The sequence below is a fragment of the Paracoccus sp. MC1862 genome (assembly GCF_016617715.1).
Lineage (GTDB): Bacteria > Pseudomonadota > Alphaproteobacteria > Rhodobacterales > Rhodobacteraceae > Paracoccus.
In genome coordinates, this window is the sequence record NZ_CP067225.1 from 1,265,852 (window position 1) to 1,281,408 (window position 15,557).

The following is a 15,557-nucleotide window of genomic DNA, read 5'->3' on the forward strand; positions in this document are numbered from 1 at the left end:
TGCCGATGCTTCTCACGCTTCTGAAGGTCACGTTCTTCTTCGCCGTCGTGCTGGCGGCGGCGCTGGGGGCGATGTACCTGGCCGAACACGGCGCGCCCTTGCTGATCCAGTTCAACGGGGTCGAATACACGCTGGGACCCGTGCAGGCGGCGATCGCGGCGGTGCTGCTGCTGTTCTTCGCTTGGCTGGTCGTCCAGATCCTGCGGCTGGTCTGGGCCTTCCTGCACTTCCTGATGGGCGACCGCACCGCCATCGACCGCTATTTCGACCGCGCGCGCGAGCGCAAGGGCTACAAGGCGCTGGCCGAGGGGATGCTGGCCGTGGCCTCGGGCGAGGGCCGTGCCGCACAGGATCATGCGGTCCGCGCCGCGAAATACCTCGACCAGCCGCATCTGACGAACCTGCTGGCCGCGCAGGCGGCCGAAACCGCCGGCGACGCCGCGCAGGCCGAATCTGTCTATCGCACCATGCTTGCCGACAACCGCACCCGCTTTGTCGGCGTCCGCGGGCTGATGCAGCAGCGGCTGGCCATGGGCGACACGGCGACCGCGCTGCGGCTTGCGGAAAAGGCTTATGCGATCAAGCCCGGCCATGCGGATGTGCAGGACACCCTGCTGGGCCTGCAGACGCGCGAGCATGACTGGAAGGGCGCGCGGGCCACGCTGAAGGACAAGCGGCGTCAGGGCGCGCTGCCCAAGGACGTGGCGCTCCGCCGCGACGCGGTGCTGGCGCTGCAGGAAGCCTCCGAGGTGCTGGCGCATGGCAATTCCATCAGCGCCCGCGAGGCCGCGATCAGCGCCAACCGCGCCTCACCCGACCTGGTGCCGGCCGCCGTGCTGGCCGCGCGCAGCTACCTCGCGCAGAAGGACACCCGCAACGCCAGCCGCCTGCTGCAGAAGGCCTGGGGCGCGCAGCCGCATCCCGCGCTGGCCGCCGCCTATGCCGAGATCGTCCCCGACGAGACGCCCGCCCAGCGGATGCGGCGGTTCGAGGACCTGATCCGCCAGAACCCCGACCACCAGGAATCGCGCCTTCTGCAAGCGGAGCTGGCGCTGGCGGCCGAGGACTTCCCTGCCGCCCGCCGCGCTTTGGGCGATCTGGCGGAAACCCATCCGACCGTCCGTTCCATCGCCATCATGGCGGCGGTGGAACGCGGCTCGGGCGCGGATGACAGCGTGGTGCGCGGCTGGCTTGCGCGTGCGATGAACGCCAGCCGCGGGCCGCAGTGGGTCTGCGACAACTGCCACAACATCATGGCCGAATGGTCGCCGGTCTGCGACAGTTGCCACGGCTTCGACACCCTGACCTGGCGCGAGCCGCCGGTCGCGGCGCAGATGGTCACGGCTGGCAACGGCGTCGAGATGCTGCCGCTGATCGTCGGCCGCCTCCGCCACGCGCCCGAGCCGGGTGAGGCCGCCGAGGTCACGTCACTGCCGGCACCCCGCCCGGTCCCGCGCCCCGTGGCCCCCGGCATGGTGGAACGGGATTCGGACTACGCCCCCTCGGTCACCGTGACGCATCGCCAGGCACCGCCTGCCTCTGATCCGGCCCCCGTGGCACCCCAGCCGCCTGTCGCAGCCCCGACCATGCCCGAGCCTTCCGTCGCCGAACCGGCCGCGCAGCCCGAGCCGGAACCGCCCACGACGGTCACGGTCGAGGTGATGGACGCCCCCTCGGGCGAGCCGCCGGTGCGCCCGGACGTCGAGCCCTTGCCGGAAGGTCAGCGGGAATCGCGCTGAACCCCCTTTTCCTGCCCGAGGATAGGTGGTAGTCCGCGCCCCACGCCGCAGTAGCTCAGCTGGTAGAGCACGTCATTCGTAATGATGGGGTCGGGGGTTCGAGTCCCTTCTGCGGCACCAGTTTCAGACTGAAAAGCGCCGGTTCGTCCAGATGGATGGACCGGCGCTTTCGCATCTCCACGCAGCCGGGATGCGGCGTCTTGGCCGCGGGAACTCTCAGGCGGCCGGAAGCCAGCGGGGCCGCCCGCAGGCGGGCATCCTTACCCGGCCGGGATGAACGGGAAACAGCTCGCCCGGGGTGTCCGGGCAGTTCTCGCCACAGGAATCCTCATGCTTGTCCGTAGGGGCGCAAGCTGTTCAGCCCGCCGAACCCTGTGCGAACCCGTTGACGGTCCCGAGCAGACATTCCTAAGCTTCGGACAAACCACCTTTCAGGCGGATTCTCGGCGGGCAAGGACTGCCCGATGGGAATCCTCGCAGATTACCGGAGAATAAATATGTCCATGGCCCAGCGCATCGCGGATCTCGGTCCCTGGTTTCAGACGCTGGATTTCGGAAACGGCATCCTTTCGCCGGGACGATGGAATCCCCGGCAGCAGGCCGCAGAGATCGCCGGGTGGATACCCGGCGGCATCGCAGGCAAGTCGTTGCTGGATGTGGGGTCGAATGCCGGTGGAATCGGCATCGGACTGGCCGAGCTTGGCGCATCCGGCGTCACCCTGTTGGAGAAAGGCGAACGCTACCACCGGCAGGCCGAGCTGTATCTGGAATCCCGCAGCCTCCTGCCGGTTCAGGCGGTCAACGGCAGCGCCTTTGACGTGCACAGGATGGACCGCAGGGACGTGACCCTGTGGCTGGGACTGGTCTATCACTTCCGGCATCCGCAACTGTTCCTTGATTATGCCGCGGGCTGCGGGGGCGCGCTTCATGTCGTCTCGACCCAAGCCACCGATCTTCCGGACCTCACCATGACCAACCGAAAGCGGAAATACGCGGAAAACCCCAGCCCCCTTCTGGGATGGGAACCGACGCGGGAGCTTTTCCTGAAGATGCTGGCGCTGGCGGGGTATGACATCATCTCGTGCCATCAGCGTTCGGGCGTCGAGTGGACCAACAACCTTTATGTCGTCTGCAAGCCTCCGGCCCGGCCGGTCTGTGACCTCGAGGCCGCGTCGCGCATCCTGGGCGGGCCGGGCATCTGGTCGTGATTGCCTTTGCCGGTATGAAGCGCCTTCCCGAGCTGCTTGCCCCGTGATCTTCCCGGAAGCGACGCGGCTTGCCGGATTTCAGCCCGGCGCGGCATAGACGGCGGTCCAGAACACCGTCCGTCCGTCCGAACCGACCGCGCGGCCGATGCCGAAATCACGCACCTGCGGCAGCATGACGTTGCCCAGATGACCCGACGAGGCGTTCCAACTGGCAAGAACCGTTGCAAGGTCGAAGGGACCGGCGGCGATGTTCTCGGCCGTGATCCTTGGACGGTAGCCCGCGCCCTTCACCCGCTGGGACGGGCCGGAGGAGCGGCTGCCCCCATGCGCCATCACCCCGCGCCGGGCCATGTCGCAGGCGTGCTGCGCGGCGGCGCGGGCGAGCTTGTCGTTCGGGCGCAGCGCCGGAAGCCGGCCCGCGGCGCGTTGCCGGCTGGTGGCCTCGGCCGCCGCGGCATTCTCGCCGGGGCTGGTGGCAACGCATTGCGCCTGTCCGGGGGCCGCGGCCCGGATCTGGACGGGATCGGCCCATGCAACTACAGGAAGCAGAGCAACAGCCAGCGTCACGATTGTTTTCTTCATGGTTAACCTCCGGTTAACTAGAATTCGTGCTCTTGGATTCCGCAGCCACAAAGACATGCTTGCATAGATTGTGCAACTTCAGATTGCACAGTATCTAAACAAAGGCCCGATGACGCGGCGTTCCCGCGCCTTCCCGCCGCTGAAAACTTGCCGCCTCGGCAGGTTTCGGCCCATGTTCGGTGTGCGAAACTGCGGAAGGGGGAGAGCCGATGTCGCGCTTTGTCAGCATTGCCGACCGGGACCGGATCGAGGCCGAGATGCCCTATGCGGACCGGCCGCTGCCGAAGACGATCTACGGCTTCCTGTCAGGGACGCGCGAACGCCACCCGTTGCGCCCGGCGCTGGCCTTCCAGCTTTTCTCGGACCCGCGCAGCCGGGCCTGCACCCTGAACTGGACCGAGTTCCACGACCGGGTGACCGAGGCGGCGAACCTGTTCCGCAGCCTCGGCGTGGGTCCCACCGATACCGTCGCCTACCTGCTGCCGAACTGCCTGGAAACGCCGGTGGTGCTGGTGGCGGGCGCGACGGCGGGGATCGTCAGCCCGATCAATCCGCTGCTGGAACCGGCGCAGATCGCCAGCATCCTGCGCGAAACGAACGCCAGGGTGCTGGTCACGCTGAAGTCGATGCCCCGGTCGGACGTCGCCCAGAAGGCGGCGGCGGCGCTGGAACTGGCGCCGAATGTGGAAACCGTGCTGCAGGTCGATCTGGCCGACTACCTTTCCGGCCTCAAGCGGTTCCTCGTCCGCTTCCTGCGTCCGCGCGTTGTCGTCAGGCACAAGGCGCGGGTGCTGGATTTCGAGGCCTGCGCCTCGGCCCAGCCGCACGACCGGCTGATGTTCGAGGATGTGCAGGCCGACCGCATCGCCGCCTATTTCCACACCGGCGGCACCACCGGGATGCCCAAGATCGCCCAGCACAAGTATTCGGGGATGATCTACAACGGTTTTCTCGGCGGCTCATTGCTGTTTGACGAAAAAGACGTGCTGATGTGCCCGCTGCCGCTGTTCCATGTCTTCGCGGCCTACCCGATCCTGATGTCCTGCATCCACTCGGGCGCGTCCATGGTGATGCCGACGCCTGCCGGCTATCGCGGCGACGGCGTGATGGACAATTTCTGGAAGCTGGTCGAACGCTGGCAGGCGACGTTCCTCATCACCGTGCCGACCGCCATCGCCGCGCTGATGCAGCGGCCGGTGAACGCCGACGTCTCCAGCCTGCGGACGGCGATTTCCGGCTCGGCCGCGCTGCCGGTCGAGCTTTACAACCGCTTCAAGCAGGCCACGGGGGTCGAGATCGCGGAAGGCTACGGGCTGACCGAGGCCACCTGCCTTGTCAGCTGCAACCCGGTGGACGGGCTGAAGAAGGTGGGCTCGGTCGGCCTTCCCCTGCCCTACACCCATGTCCGCATCCTGCGCCGCACGCCCGCAGGCTTCGAGGATTGCGGCGCCGACGAGGTGGGCGAGATCTGCGTGGCGAACCCCGGCGTCATCGAGGGCTCGACCTATACCGAGACGGACAAGAACCGCGACCTTTTCGCGGAAGGCCGCTTCCTGCGGACGGGCGACCTCGGGCGGATCGACGCGGACGGCTACCTGTGGATCACGGGCCGGGCCAAGGATCTGATCATCCGGGGCGGCCACAACATCGACCCGGCGGTGATCGAGGAAGGGATGCTGTCGCATCCCGACGTGGTCGGCGCCGCCGCCATCGGCCAGCCCGACGGCTTCGCGGGCGAACTGCCCTGCGTCTATGTCCAGCTTCGCGACGGCGCAACTGTCGGGGTCGATGCCCTGAGCGGGCATGCCAAGACGCATATCCACGAACGCGCGGCGATCCCCAAGCATGTCGAGATCCTGCCCGAGCTTCCGACCACGGCGGTGGGCAAGGTCTTCAAGCCCGCGCTGCGCAAGCTTGCCATCACCCGCGTGCTGTCGGCGGCGCTGGAAGGGACGGGCGCCTCGGTCGCCGAGGTGGTCGAGGACCGCAGGAACGGCCTGACCGCCCGCATCGCGAAGGGTCCGAAGACCGACGAGGCCGCCGTGAAAAGCAAGCTGGGAGAGTTCACCGTGCCGTGGGACTGGGCATGAGCGCCTGAGCGGTGCGGGCAGCGTCCTCGGCCACGATCTCGGCCAGCACCGACAGCGCCAGCACCTTGGGATCGCGGGCCGAGCGGATGACGCCGATGGGTCCGCGCAGGCGGGCCATGGCAACCTCGGACACGCCAAGTTCCGCCAGCGCGGTGCGACGGGCGTTGTGCGCCCGCAGGCTGCCTTGGGCGCCGATGTAGAAGGCCGGACCGGACAGTGCCTCGGCGATGATGGGCGGCTCGATCTCGTGGTCGTGAAAGAACAGGACCACGGCTGTCCATTGGTCGGTGGTCAGTGGCGAAAGCGGCCGGGCCTCGACGCCGCGGGCCTGTGCGGAGGCGCGGGTAGATTCGTCGGGCGAGAGCAGCCGCACCGGGTAGCCTGCGGCATGGGCGAGGGCGGCGAAACTCGCGGCCTCGACGCCGGTGCCGGCGACCTCGATCCGCAGGGGTGGGCGCAGTGGCAGGGCGATGCCAGGGGCCGCGTCGGCATCCGTCAGCGTGACCGTGGCGCGATCCGGCTCGATCAGCAGCCGCGAGGGTTGCCGCGCGGCGCGCAGGGCAAGCGCCTGCCGCACCGCCGAGACATCTGCCAGCGGCACCAGCGCGATGTCGATGCCGCCGCCGCAGGGCAGGCGCAGATCGACGAAGGGCGACCCTTCTCCATAGCGCAACCGGCGCGAGCGGCCGTCGGCGGCGGCCCTTTCGGCGTGGATGGCAAGATCGCCCTCGATGCAGCCCGAGGTGATCTGGCCGACACGGGTCCCGTCCGGCAGGAAGGCCATGACGGTGCCGGGGCGGCGGTAATGCGGCCCCTCGACGCCGGTCAGGATGGCCAGCACCGCGCCGGGAACCAGCGCCTGAAGCGGATCGGCAAGCAGAAGGTCGGGCAGGTCGAACATATTGAACCGGGGCAGCGCAGACGACAGTCAGACCACGCCCCGCGCCGGAAGGCCAGCACCTTCAGGCCACCAGAAGCGCGCCGCCGATTGCGCCCGCAACGACCACGACCCAGGGCGGCGCCTTCCATGCCACCAGCGCGACGAAGCAGGCGAGCGCCAGCGCGAAATCGGCCCGGTTGCCGACGGCGCCGGTGAAGACCGGATCATAAAGGGCCACGCCGAGGATGCCGACCACGGCGGCATTCGCCCCCTGCATCGCCGATTGCGCCCATGACCGCCGCCGCAGCCGGTCCCAGAAGGGCAGCGCCGCGATCAGCAGCAGGAACCCTGGCAGGAACAGCGCCAGCAGCGCAATGACGGCGCCGGGAATGCCGTTCGGCCGGGGTTCCATCACCGCGCCCAGCCATGCGGCAAAGGTGAACAGCGGCCCCGGCACCGCCTGCGCGGCACCGTAGCCCGCAAGGAAGGCATCCTCGCTGACCCAGCCGGCCGCGACCGTTTCCGCCTGAAGCAGCGGCAGCACCACATGGCCGCCGCCGAAAACCAGCGATCCGGCGCGATAGAAGCTGTCAATCAGCGCGAAGCCCTGCCCCATGCCGGCAAGCAGCGGCAGCCCCACCAGAAGCAGGACAAAGGCCGAGGCCGCCGCCACTCCGGCCCGGCGCGACACCGGAACGGTCGGCATCACGCCCTCGGCCGCGCGTCCGCGGCCGAGGGCAAGCCCGGCCAGCGCCCCCAGAAGGATCGCCGCGACCATCCCGACCGACCCCGGCGCGACGGCCAGCAGCACAACCGCCGCCACGGCGATGGCGGCGCGTTCCCGGTCCGGGCAAAGGCTGCGCGCCATCCCCCAGACCGCCTGGGCCACCACTGCCACGGCCACGATCTTCAGACCGTGCAGCAGGCCCGCCATCAGCGGCCCCTCGATCCGCCCGGCGGTCAGCGCCAGCGTCACCAGCAGGACCGCCGAGGGCAGCGTGAAGGCCAGAAAAGCGGCGATGGCCCCGCCCCAGCCGGCGCGCATCAGGCCCAGCGTGAAGCCCACCTGACTGGACGCGGGGCCGGGCAGGAACTGGCAGAGCGCCACGACATCGGCATAGGCTGCTTCGGTCAGCCATCTGCGGCGGACCACCAGCTCGTCGCGGAAATAGCCCAGATGCGCGATCGGGCCGCCGAACGAGGTCAGCCCGAGCTTGAGAAAGGCCAGAAAGACCTCGGCCACGCTGCCCTGCACCCGTGTTGGCGCGTCCTGCGAAAGCATTGCGGCTCCTTCCCTTGCGGATCGGGTCGCGGCCGGCTTCGCACATGCTATCCTTTGGGGCAACGCGGAGGGCATGTCGATGACGGCACCAGAGGTTGCGGGCATCCTGCTGGCGGCCGGCCACGGCCGCCGCTTTGGCGCGGGCAACAAGCTGCTGGCCGACTGGCATGGCGCCCCCGTGGTGGTTCATGCAGCCGATGCGCTGCGACGGATCGGCGCGGCGCAGTTGATCGCCGTCCTGCGCGACCGGCGGGTGGCGGCGCTGCTGCCGGGGTTCCGCATCGTCATGGCCGACAGTGCCGAAAGCATGTCCGACAGCCTGCGGCTCGGCCTCGCCGCCGCGTGCGCCGACAAGGCGCTGGTCGTCCTGGGCGACATGCCCGCGGTGCCATCTGCCCATCTCGCCGCGCTGATCCGTGCCTGCACCCCGGACCTTGCGGCGGCCAGCGCCTATGTCGCGCCCGACGGGCCTCGTGCCGGAGTTCCCGCCTGCCTGCCCCGCGCCATGTTCGCAGCCGCAGCGGAAATTCAGGGCGACCGGGGCGCACGCCACCTGCTGACGGGCGCGAGGCTGATCCCCCTGCCGCCCGGCGCCGCCCATGACATCGACCGCCCAGAGGATCTGGCTCGGCCGCACGGCCATTGACGCCCGCCCGCCCGCGGGCGTAAGTGCCGCTCGTCCGAGTTCCGGCCCCGCCGGATTCAAAGGGAACACGGGACGGCCTTCGGGCCGAGGCCGTGGCTGCCCCCGCAACTGTGCGCGGAGAGCGGCGCCGAACTGCCACTGGGGACATCCCCCGGGAAGGCCGGCGTCTGCTGTGACCCGCAAGCCAGGAGACCTGCTCGGCGACACCCTTTCGATGGTGCGGGGTGCGCCAGCGAAGCGGCTTGTCCCGCAGCGGTGATTGCCACTGTCCGCGGGGTCGATCCGTCCCCCGGACCCACGCCAATCCTGCGGGCCCATGCGCCCGCGACCACGGGGACCGACCATGTCCGACACCATCCGCACCCTTCGCCTGACCGCCGCGCCGCTTGCGTTGGTCCTTGCCCTTCCGGCCTTTGCGCAGGACTCGCTGACGCTCGACCCGGTAATCCTGTCCGGCGGCTTCTCGCCCGTCGAGGCCGCCGCCTATGGCCGCGCCGCCACCGTGCTTGACGCCGAGGACCTGCGCCGGCGCGGCGTCTCGACCGTGCAGGACGCCCTGCGCGGCTTGCCGGGCGTGTCGGTCAACAGCACCGGCGCCGCGCTGACCTCGGTCCGCATCCGGGGCGGCGAGGGGCGGCACACGCTGATCCTGATCGACGGCGTCAGCGCGGCCGCGGGCGACCAGCCCTATTACCTCAGCGGCCTCGACATCGGGGATGTCGAGCGCATCGAGGTCCTTCGCGGCCCGCAGTCGGTCTATTACGGCTCCTCCGCCGCCTCGGGCGTCATCAACATCATCACCCGCAAGGCCAGCGAAACCGGCGGCCATGCGCGGGTCGAGCTTGGCAACGGCGCGGCGGCGGGCTTGGGGCAAAGCATCGTCACCGACCGCTGGCGGCTGCAGGGCGACTGGTCCTGGCGCGACGACCGGGGCCATGACGTTTCGGGCGGCGATGGCGATCGCGATGGCCTTCGCCGGGGCACGCTGAGCCTTTCGGGCGAGTGGCAGGCGACCGGAACGCTGAGCCTCGGCTTTTCCGCGCGCCGCGCTGATGAACGTTACGACTACGACGACACCGACTTTCTGGCCTCCCGCGTGGAAGATTACGTGGTGGACAGCGACGCCGATGCGGAGCGCGACGAGCGCCTCGGCACCGTCTGGGGCAGCCTCGATACGCTGGACGGCCGCCTGAACCATCGCCTGTCATGGGAGGACACGCGCCTCCGGCTTGACCAGAGCGACGGGACCGAGACGCGGGCACGCCGGCGGGCGCTGAAATACCGTGCGACACTGGGGCTGGACGGCGCGGTGGACACGGCGGAGCAGACGCTGGCCTTCGCGCTGGACCGGATCAGCGACAACGCCTCGGGCGTGGCCGAGAACCGGCGCGACACGACCTCGGGGGCATTGGAATATCGGGGCGCCTTTGCCAACGGTGTCGATGTGCAGCTTGGCTTGCGGCATGACGACAGTTCGGATTTCGAATCCAAGACGACCTGGAACGCAGGCCTGTCCTGGCGGATCGAGGGCACGCCCTGGCGGCTGCATGCCTCGGCCGGGACGGGGCTGCTGCATCCGCAATATTACCAGATCCTCGGCGGCTTCGGCAGCATCGGCAACCCGAACCTCAAGCCCGAGGAGAACCGCAGCATCGATCTCGGCGTGGAATACAGCCTGCCGGACGGGCGCGGCGTGATCGACGTGACCTGGTTCCGCGAGAAGCTGCAGGACGAGATCACCTACAGCTTCCTGCCGCTGCCCGACGGCACCAACTATTACAACGAAACGGGCGAAAGTCGGCGCGAGGGGATCGAAGTGGCAATCCGCCAGGACGTGACCGACGCGCTGACGCTGGGCGCGGCCTATACCTACCTCGACGCGGAAAGCCCGAACAGCGCAATAGAGACCCGGCGGCCCCGGCATGAGCTTGCGCTGAACGCAAGCCTGCAGACATTCGGCGGGCGCGGCTGGGTGGCGGCCGACCTGCGCCATGTCCGCGACATGGCCGACACCCTGCCCTTCGGCAGCTTCGAGACGCGCGAACTGCCCGATTTCACCACGGTCAACCTTGCCGCCAGCTACGACATGACCGAAACCGCGCGGCTGTCGGCCCGCATCACCAACCTGTTCGACAAGGATTACCAGGAATCCTGGGGCTATGCCGCGCCCGGCCGCGCCGGATGGCTGGGGATCGAGACGCGATGGTGAGGCGCCCGGCCCTTGCGGCGGCGCTGGCCGTGCTGCTGGCGCTGCCCGCAGGGGCCGAGCTGCCCGCCCGCGTCGTCTCGATGAACCTCTGCACCGATCAGTTGTCGATGGCGCTGGCCGCGCCGGGGCAGGTGATCTCGGTGTCCCACGTCGCCCGCGACCCGCGCGCCTCGGCGATGGCCGACGAGGCGATGCACTATCCCGTGAACCGGGGCCGGGCCGAAGAGATCTACCTGCTCAAGCCCGATCTGGTGCTGGCGGGAAACTTCGGCGGACCGGCGGTGGCCATGCTGCACCGGCTGGGCGTGCCGGTGGTCGAGGTCGCGCCGCCGACCTCTCTGGTCGAGGCGCGGGATGCGATTGCCCAGGTCGGGGCCGCGCTGGGCCGCGACAAGGCGGCAGCGGCGATGATCGCGGATTTCGACCGGGACGTGGCCGAGCTTTCCCGCGAGGCCGGACCCGACGCGCCCACGGCGGCGACCTGGGGCGCGAACGGCTATTCCGTCGGCGGCGACACGCTGGCCGGTGACATCATGCGCAAGGCGGGCTTTGCGCTGGTGGCGGACGGGCTGGGCATGGAAAGTTCCGGCTTCATCACGCTTGAGCAACTGGTCATGGCCGACCCCGACCTGATCGTGACCGGCACCCCCTATCCCGCCGCCTCGCGGGCCGAAGAGGTGCTGGACCATCCCGCGCTGGACAATCTGAGCGGCCATGTCCTGCGGGTTCCCGACGCGCTGTGGACCTGCGCCCTGCCCCGCTCGCTGGAAGCCTTGGCGATGCTGTCGGCCGAAGTCGAGGCGCTGCGGTGAGCCGCGACGTGCGGCTTCTCGGCGGCCTTGCCGCGCTGGTCGCGGGGCTGGCGCTTCTGTCGCTGCTGACCGGCCCGGCAGGCGCCGGCCCCCGCGCAAGTCTTTCCGCGCTGTGGACCGGAGAGGGACCCTTGGGCATCGTCCTGCGGGAAATCCGCGCGCCCCGCACCCTGCTGGGCATCATGGTCGGCGTCAGCCTCGGCCTGTCGGGCGCGGCGCTGCAGGGCTATCTGCGGAACCCGCTGGCCGAGCCGGGGCTGATCGGCATTTCCACCTCGGCCGCGCTGGGGGCGGTGATCGCCATTCAGGCAGGTGTCTCGGTGCTGGGCCTTGGCGTCCCCCTCGCAGCGCTGGCCGGCGCGCTGGGGGGCGTGGCGCTGATCCTCGGCCTTGCGGGCCGCAGCGGAGGGATCGCGGGCGGGGGCCTCGGACTGATCCTCGGCGGCATCGCCGTTTCGGCGCTGGCGGGGGCGCTGACGGCGCTGGTGCTGAACCTCTCGGCCAATCCCTTCGCCGCCTATGACATCATGTTCTGGACGATGGGCTCGCTGGCCGACCGAAGTTGGGGGCATGTGCTGACAGCGGCGCCGCTGATGGTGCTGGGCTGGGCCGCGCTGATCCGCACCGGGCGCGATCTGGATGCGCTGTCGCTGGGCCAGGAAGCCGCAGCCTCGATGGGCGTCGACCTGTCGCGGCTGCGGCTGACAGTGGTGCTGGGCGCGGCGGCTGCGGTGGGGGCCGCGACGGCGGTGGCGGGCGCCATCGGCTTCGTCGGGCTGGTGGTGCCGCATCTGCTGCGCGGCGCGGTGGGCGCGATGCCGTCGCGCCTGCTGCCCGCATCCGCGCTGGGGGGCGCGGCGCTGGTGCTGGCGGCGGATGTGGCGGTGCGGCTGATCCTGCCCGAACGCGACCTCAAGCTGGGGGTGATGATGGCGCTGGTGGGTGCCCCGGTCTTCCTGCACCTCATCTGGCGCACGCAGGCCGGCCGATGAGCCTGACCCTGCACAACCTGACCGTTGCGCCCGAGGGCCGGGCGCTTCTGGAGCGCGTCAGCCTGACCGTGCCGGCGGGCAGCTTCGTCGGTCTGATCGGCCCCAACGGCGCCGGCAAGACAACGCTCATGCGGGCGGCGCTGGGGCTGATCTCCGCCGAGGGTCAATCCGACCTCGCCGCCCTGCCACCCGCCCGCCGCGCCCGCCGCGCCGCCTGGCTGCCGCAGGTACGCGAGATCGCGTGGCCCATCCCCGTCGAGGCGCTGGTGCGCCTCGGCCGCCGCGCCGATCCCGACCGCCGTGCGGACGGCCCCGCCGTGGCAGAGGCGATGGCCGCATTGGACGTCACCCACCTGGCGCAGCGCCGCGCGACCGAGCTTTCGGGGGGGGAACTTGCCCGCGCCCTGATCGCCCGCCTGCTCGCGCAGCGCACGCCGCTGATTCTCGCGGATGAGCCGGTCGCGGGCCTCGACCCCGCGCACCAGTTCGCCGTAATGGAATTGTTCGCCAGCCTCGCCCGGCAGGGCCGCACCGTGATCGCCTCGATCCACGACCTGGCACTGGCTGCGCGCTATTGCCAGCGGCTGGTGCTGATGGACGCAGGCCGCATCGTCGCCGATGGCACGCCCACCGAGGTCCTGTCGCCTGCGCGGTTGACCGCCGCCTTCGGCGTCTCGGGCGCCTTCGTGCCGACGCCTTCGGGGCCGGTCTTCGTCACCCTGCCGCCACCCCCAGGGTCCGCCGCGCCCGCGCCACCAGAGCCGTGAGATCCTGAAAGCTCTGGTCCCCGAACAGCGCCTCGTCGCCCGCGATCAAGGTGGGCGTGCCCAGCAGGCTCATGTGCTCGGCCAGCATGAAGGAGCGGGCGATGTGATCCTCGACCCGATCGGAATACATATCCTCGCGCAGCTTCGCCTCGTCCAGCCCCAGACGGCGGACAACCCGCATCACCGACGGCTCGGCCGCGCGGTCGCGCATTCCCATCAGGCTGGTGTGAAGCTGCCAGTATTTCCCCTGATCCAGCGAAGCCAACGAGGCGCGCGCCGCGAAATCCGAGCCCTCGCCGAAGATCGGCCATTCGCGGAACACAACCCGCAACTGCGGATCGGAACCGATAAGCCGCTGCATCCCGGGGACGATCTTCTTGCAGAAGGGACAGTTGTAATCGAAGAACTCGGTCAGCGTGATGTTGCCCTGCGGGTTGCCCAGCACGATGCCGTTGCGGTCGCGCTCCAGCGCCTCGCGCAGCTCCTCGCGCATCGGGTTCGGCCGGTCGCCCTGACCCAAGGCGGGCGAAGCCACTGCTGCGGCAAGAAGGGCGAGCGTTGCGCGGCGACTGGGCATGGGCGTCCTTTCCGTGGTCCGTCGCCACGGTAGGAACGTTGGGTGACACAGGGAAATCACGAAGCCTCCAGTCCCGGGGGGCTGCCCCGGAGGACAGATGCCGCGCAGATCCGCCCCGTCGATCCGAGAACCCGAGGCGGTGCCCGCCTGCCCCCTCTGCCTGCGCCCGATCCCGCCCGGCGTGCCACAGAGCCGCCATCACCTGATCCCGAAGCTGCGCGGCGGCAAGGGCGGCGAGACGGTGCTGCTGCACCAGGTCTGCCATTCCACGACCCATCGCACCCTGAGCGAGACGGAACTGGCCCGCAACTACGCGACGGTGGAGGCCCTGCGCGCCCATACGGAACTGCGGCGGTTCTTCGACTGGGTGGCGAAGCGCCCGCCGGGGTGGAAGGGGAAGGTGCGGTGAACGTTTGGAGATCGAGTGATTCGGGTGCATGATCGACCCTCTCTCCTGCCGGAAAGGAACCGCCATGCCCCGCCTGACGATCTTCAGCCTCGCCTCGGCCTGCGTCCTCGCCGCCTCGCCGGTCCTGGCCCAATCCGCCGCAACCACGACGCCCACGCCCCAGCCGGTGGTCACGACCCCGGATCAGGGGGCGACTCCTGCCAGGCCATCCGGGCGGACCGGGTGCGGGTCGAAGGCACGGCAGGTCATGTCGTGATGTGAGCGCCACGCCGGTGATCCGACGAAGCGTTTGCATCTAAGATCGCGCGTGCAAAGCGCGCACCTTATGCTTGTTAGATGCAACCAACGCGAATCTGCGCGCCAGCTAAGGCGTCGCGGGGCTAGTAGGGGTTGCGGCGGCTTTTCGACTGATTAGAGAAGTGGCCGGTGTAAGGAGCAGAAGGAGCAGAAGGAGCAGTAAAAAGTAGTGCGCCTAAATCTATGCACTCGGCATTGCGGCAGCGGCAGCACGTAACTCTTAGCTTGCCTCTAACCAAAAAAATGTACAAGACTTCTAGGAAGCTAGAAGCCTTCGATTTCTAATGGCTTGCAAACGGCGTTCAAGCTTCTCTTGCAAGTCAACTCCTGTAGTCCATCGTATTGCATGCAAATCCTGCACATCAAAGTGAGGTCAGGTGCCCTCACGGCAAGTAAGGATTATCTGCCTATTAAGGCCCAACGCATACCCCGTCTCAAAGTAAACATTCGGTCGATCATTTGTTATATCGCATAGAATTATTGATGAATTTCTTATCAGACGGAATATTTCCTGTGAGATGGATTCGCTATCTTCTTTCTCATCTACTCGCTTGACAGCAAAGTCGAACTTGGCGCCTGTCGGGACTATTACTGTCTTGAATATGGAGTTCAACTCCGGATCACCAAGAGCCATAACCACGAATATCTGATCTTCTAACGGGATTCGGCGTACGACTTCATTGATCCCATCGACAATCTCGTCTTCGATTATGACTTCCGCTTTCCCTGTAAGGAGCGCGTGGAGCGGATGCTTGTCTACGCAGACAGGAATCACAAATGAACGACGGCGTTCTCGCTCGATTGCGAGGATGGAAAAAAGCTCTCTTTGCAGCCAAGGGTCTTCGGCGTACTCCTTCGACCAAACGACAATGACCATCTCGAATTTTTGAAGTTCATTTTCTATGAACCCATCTAGGTCAGGACGTCCATGACTCATGATCCTGAGATCATACGCATTGGCATCAATATTACTGCCATTGCATTGCGCCACAATGCGCCGGCCGACTTCCTTGCCATCTCCCGCATAGCTTACGAAAATCTTCATTTTCGAACCCCGCTATTTATCT

The 15,557-nt window shown here is 68.3% G+C and carries 15 protein-coding genes, 1 tRNA gene and 1 riboswitch; of the genes, 11 read left to right on the forward strand and 5 right to left on the reverse strand.

The genetic code is table 11. From position 1 onward, the window contains the following. The first annotated feature begins 5 nt into the window (after positions 1 to 5). The 3 genes from JGR78_RS06335 (at position 6) to JGR78_RS06345 (ending at position 2,947) form a co-directional block, all read left to right on the forward strand. The gene (locus tag JGR78_RS06335) at positions 6 to 1,739 is read left to right on the forward strand and encodes a heme biosynthesis protein HemY (protein ID WP_182803592.1); all 1,734 of its coding nucleotides are present in this window, start codon (positions 6 to 8) and stop codon (positions 1,737 to 1,739) included. 44 nt (positions 1,740 to 1,783) lie between these two features. Further along, positions 1,784 to 1,859: transfer RNA gene (locus JGR78_RS06340), tRNA-Thr, on the forward strand. 344 nt (positions 1,860 to 2,203) lie between these two features. Next, the gene (locus JGR78_RS06345) at positions 2,204 to 2,947 is read left to right on the forward strand and encodes a bifunctional 2-polyprenyl-6-hydroxyphenol methylase/3-demethylubiquinol 3-O-methyltransferase UbiG (RefSeq protein WP_182803594.1); all 744 of its coding nucleotides are present in this window, start codon (positions 2,204 to 2,206) and stop codon (positions 2,945 to 2,947) included. A gap of 78 nt (positions 2,948 to 3,025) precedes the next feature. Here JGR78_RS06345 and JGR78_RS06350 read toward each other — a convergent pair whose 3' ends face one another. Continuing rightward, positions 3,026 to 3,529 carry a CAP domain-containing protein gene (locus JGR78_RS06350; protein WP_182803596.1) on the reverse strand — a complete coding sequence of 168 codons (504 nt, stop codon included), beginning with the start codon at positions 3,527 to 3,529 and terminating at the stop codon, positions 3,026 to 3,028. A 209-nt stretch (positions 3,530 to 3,738) separates the two neighbouring features. Between JGR78_RS06350 and JGR78_RS06355 the strand changes: the two genes are divergently transcribed. After that, positions 3,739 to 5,619 carry an acyl-CoA synthetase gene (locus JGR78_RS06355; protein ID WP_182803598.1) on the forward strand — a complete coding sequence of 627 codons (1,881 nt, stop codon included), beginning with the start codon at positions 3,739 to 3,741 and terminating at the stop codon, positions 5,617 to 5,619. Here JGR78_RS06355 and JGR78_RS06360 read toward each other — a convergent pair. Both JGR78_RS06360 and chrA read right to left on the reverse strand, forming a co-directional pair. Next, positions 5,594 to 6,520 (reverse strand): XdhC family protein, encoded by a 927-nt coding sequence (locus JGR78_RS06360; RefSeq protein WP_182803601.1) that lies wholly within the window; start codon positions 6,518 to 6,520, stop codon positions 5,594 to 5,596. The genes JGR78_RS06355 and JGR78_RS06360 overlap by 26 nt on opposite strands. A gap of 61 nt (positions 6,521 to 6,581) precedes the next feature. After that, positions 6,582 to 7,781 carry a chromate efflux transporter gene (chrA, locus tag JGR78_RS06365; RefSeq protein ID WP_182803603.1) on the reverse strand — a complete coding sequence of 400 codons (1,200 nt, stop codon included), beginning with the start codon at positions 7,779 to 7,781 and terminating at the stop codon, positions 6,582 to 6,584. A gap of 79 nt (positions 7,782 to 7,860) precedes the next feature. Here chrA and JGR78_RS06370 point away from each other — a divergent pair, with 79 nt between their 5' ends. The 5 genes from JGR78_RS06370 (at position 7,861) to JGR78_RS06390 (ending at position 13,207) form a co-directional block, all read left to right on the forward strand. Continuing rightward, positions 7,861 to 8,427, forward strand: a complete 567-nt coding sequence (locus JGR78_RS06370) for an NTP transferase domain-containing protein (RefSeq protein ID WP_182803605.1) — start codon at positions 7,861 to 7,863, stop codon at positions 8,425 to 8,427. Between the two features lie 19 nt (positions 8,428 to 8,446). Further along, positions 8,447 to 8,643: riboswitch (cobalamin riboswitch) on the forward strand. A gap of 127 nt (positions 8,644 to 8,770) precedes the next feature. Further along, a complete protein-coding gene (locus tag JGR78_RS06375; protein ID WP_182791245.1) occupies positions 8,771 to 10,636 on the forward strand; it encodes a TonB-dependent siderophore receptor in 1,866 nt (621 codons plus the stop codon). Next, positions 10,630 to 11,448, forward strand: a complete 819-nt coding sequence (locus tag JGR78_RS06380; RefSeq protein ID WP_182791244.1) for an ABC transporter substrate-binding protein — start codon at positions 10,630 to 10,632, stop codon at positions 11,446 to 11,448. The genes JGR78_RS06375 and JGR78_RS06380 overlap by 7 nt, the downstream gene beginning before the upstream one ends. Then, positions 11,445 to 12,440 carry an iron ABC transporter permease gene (locus tag JGR78_RS06385; RefSeq protein ID WP_234450885.1) on the forward strand — a complete coding sequence of 332 codons (996 nt, stop codon included), beginning with the start codon at positions 11,445 to 11,447 and terminating at the stop codon, positions 12,438 to 12,440. Before JGR78_RS06380 ends, JGR78_RS06385 begins: the two co-directional genes overlap by 4 nt. Further along, a complete protein-coding gene (locus JGR78_RS06390) occupies positions 12,437 to 13,207 on the forward strand; it encodes an ABC transporter ATP-binding protein (protein ID WP_182791243.1) in 771 nt (256 codons plus the stop codon). The genes JGR78_RS06385 and JGR78_RS06390 overlap by 4 nt, the downstream gene beginning before the upstream one ends. Here JGR78_RS06390 and JGR78_RS06395 read toward each other — a convergent pair. After that, positions 13,155 to 13,784 carry a DsbA family protein gene (locus tag JGR78_RS06395; protein ID WP_182803607.1) on the reverse strand — a complete coding sequence of 210 codons (630 nt, stop codon included), beginning with the start codon at positions 13,782 to 13,784 and terminating at the stop codon, positions 13,155 to 13,157. The genes JGR78_RS06390 and JGR78_RS06395 overlap by 53 nt on opposite strands. A gap of 97 nt (positions 13,785 to 13,881) precedes the next feature. Between JGR78_RS06395 and JGR78_RS06400 the strand changes: the two genes are divergently transcribed. Next, complete coding sequence (locus tag JGR78_RS06400) at positions 13,882 to 14,193, forward strand: HNH endonuclease (protein ID WP_182791241.1); 312 nt, start codon at positions 13,882 to 13,884, stop codon at positions 14,191 to 14,193. A 64-nt stretch (positions 14,194 to 14,257) separates the two neighbouring features. Beyond that, positions 14,258 to 14,449, forward strand: a complete 192-nt coding sequence (locus tag JGR78_RS06405; RefSeq protein WP_182791240.1) for a hypothetical protein — start codon at positions 14,258 to 14,260, stop codon at positions 14,447 to 14,449. 414 nt (positions 14,450 to 14,863) lie between these two features. Here JGR78_RS06405 and JGR78_RS06410 read toward each other — a convergent pair whose 3' ends face one another. Further along, positions 14,864 to 15,535, reverse strand: coding sequence for a toll/interleukin-1 receptor domain-containing protein (locus JGR78_RS06410; protein ID WP_182791239.1), 672 nt, complete (start codon positions 15,533 to 15,535; stop codon positions 14,864 to 14,866). Positions 15,536 to 15,557 lie beyond the last annotated feature (22 nt).

Excerpts from the sequence above, each read along its gene's own strand:
- JGR78_RS06335 (WP_182803592.1), top strand. The coding sequence starts at position 6 with ATGCTTCTCACGCTTCTGAAGGTCACGTTCTTCTTCGCCGTCGTGCTG.
- JGR78_RS06345 (WP_182803594.1), top strand. The coding sequence starts at position 2,204 with ATGGGAATCCTCGCAGATTACCGGAGAATAAATATGTCCATGGCCCAG.
- JGR78_RS06350 (WP_182803596.1), bottom strand. The coding sequence starts at position 3,529 with ATGAAGAAAACAATCGTGACGCTGGCTGTTGCTCTGCTTCCTGTAGTT.
- JGR78_RS06355 (WP_182803598.1), top strand. The coding sequence starts at position 3,739 with ATGTCGCGCTTTGTCAGCATTGCCGACCGGGACCGGATCGAGGCCGAG.
- JGR78_RS06360 (WP_182803601.1), bottom strand. The coding sequence starts at position 6,520 with ATGTTCGACCTGCCCGACCTTCTGCTTGCCGATCCGCTTCAGGCGCTG.
- chrA (WP_182803603.1), bottom strand. The coding sequence starts at position 7,781 with ATGCTTTCGCAGGACGCGCCAACACGGGTGCAGGGCAGCGTGGCCGAG.
- JGR78_RS06370 (WP_182803605.1), top strand. The coding sequence starts at position 7,861 with ATGACGGCACCAGAGGTTGCGGGCATCCTGCTGGCGGCCGGCCACGGC.
- JGR78_RS06375 (WP_182791245.1), top strand. The coding sequence starts at position 8,771 with ATGTCCGACACCATCCGCACCCTTCGCCTGACCGCCGCGCCGCTTGCG.
- JGR78_RS06380 (WP_182791244.1), top strand. The coding sequence starts at position 10,630 with ATGGTGAGGCGCCCGGCCCTTGCGGCGGCGCTGGCCGTGCTGCTGGCG.
- JGR78_RS06390 (WP_182791243.1), top strand. The coding sequence starts at position 12,437 with ATGAGCCTGACCCTGCACAACCTGACCGTTGCGCCCGAGGGCCGGGCG.
- JGR78_RS06395 (WP_182803607.1), bottom strand. The coding sequence starts at position 13,784 with ATGCCCAGTCGCCGCGCAACGCTCGCCCTTCTTGCCGCAGCAGTGGCT.
- JGR78_RS06400 (WP_182791241.1), top strand. The coding sequence starts at position 13,882 with ATGCCGCGCAGATCCGCCCCGTCGATCCGAGAACCCGAGGCGGTGCCC.
- JGR78_RS06405 (WP_182791240.1), top strand. The coding sequence starts at position 14,258 with ATGCCCCGCCTGACGATCTTCAGCCTCGCCTCGGCCTGCGTCCTCGCC.
- JGR78_RS06410 (WP_182791239.1), bottom strand. The coding sequence starts at position 15,535 with ATGAAGATTTTCGTAAGCTATGCGGGAGATGGCAAGGAAGTCGGCCGG.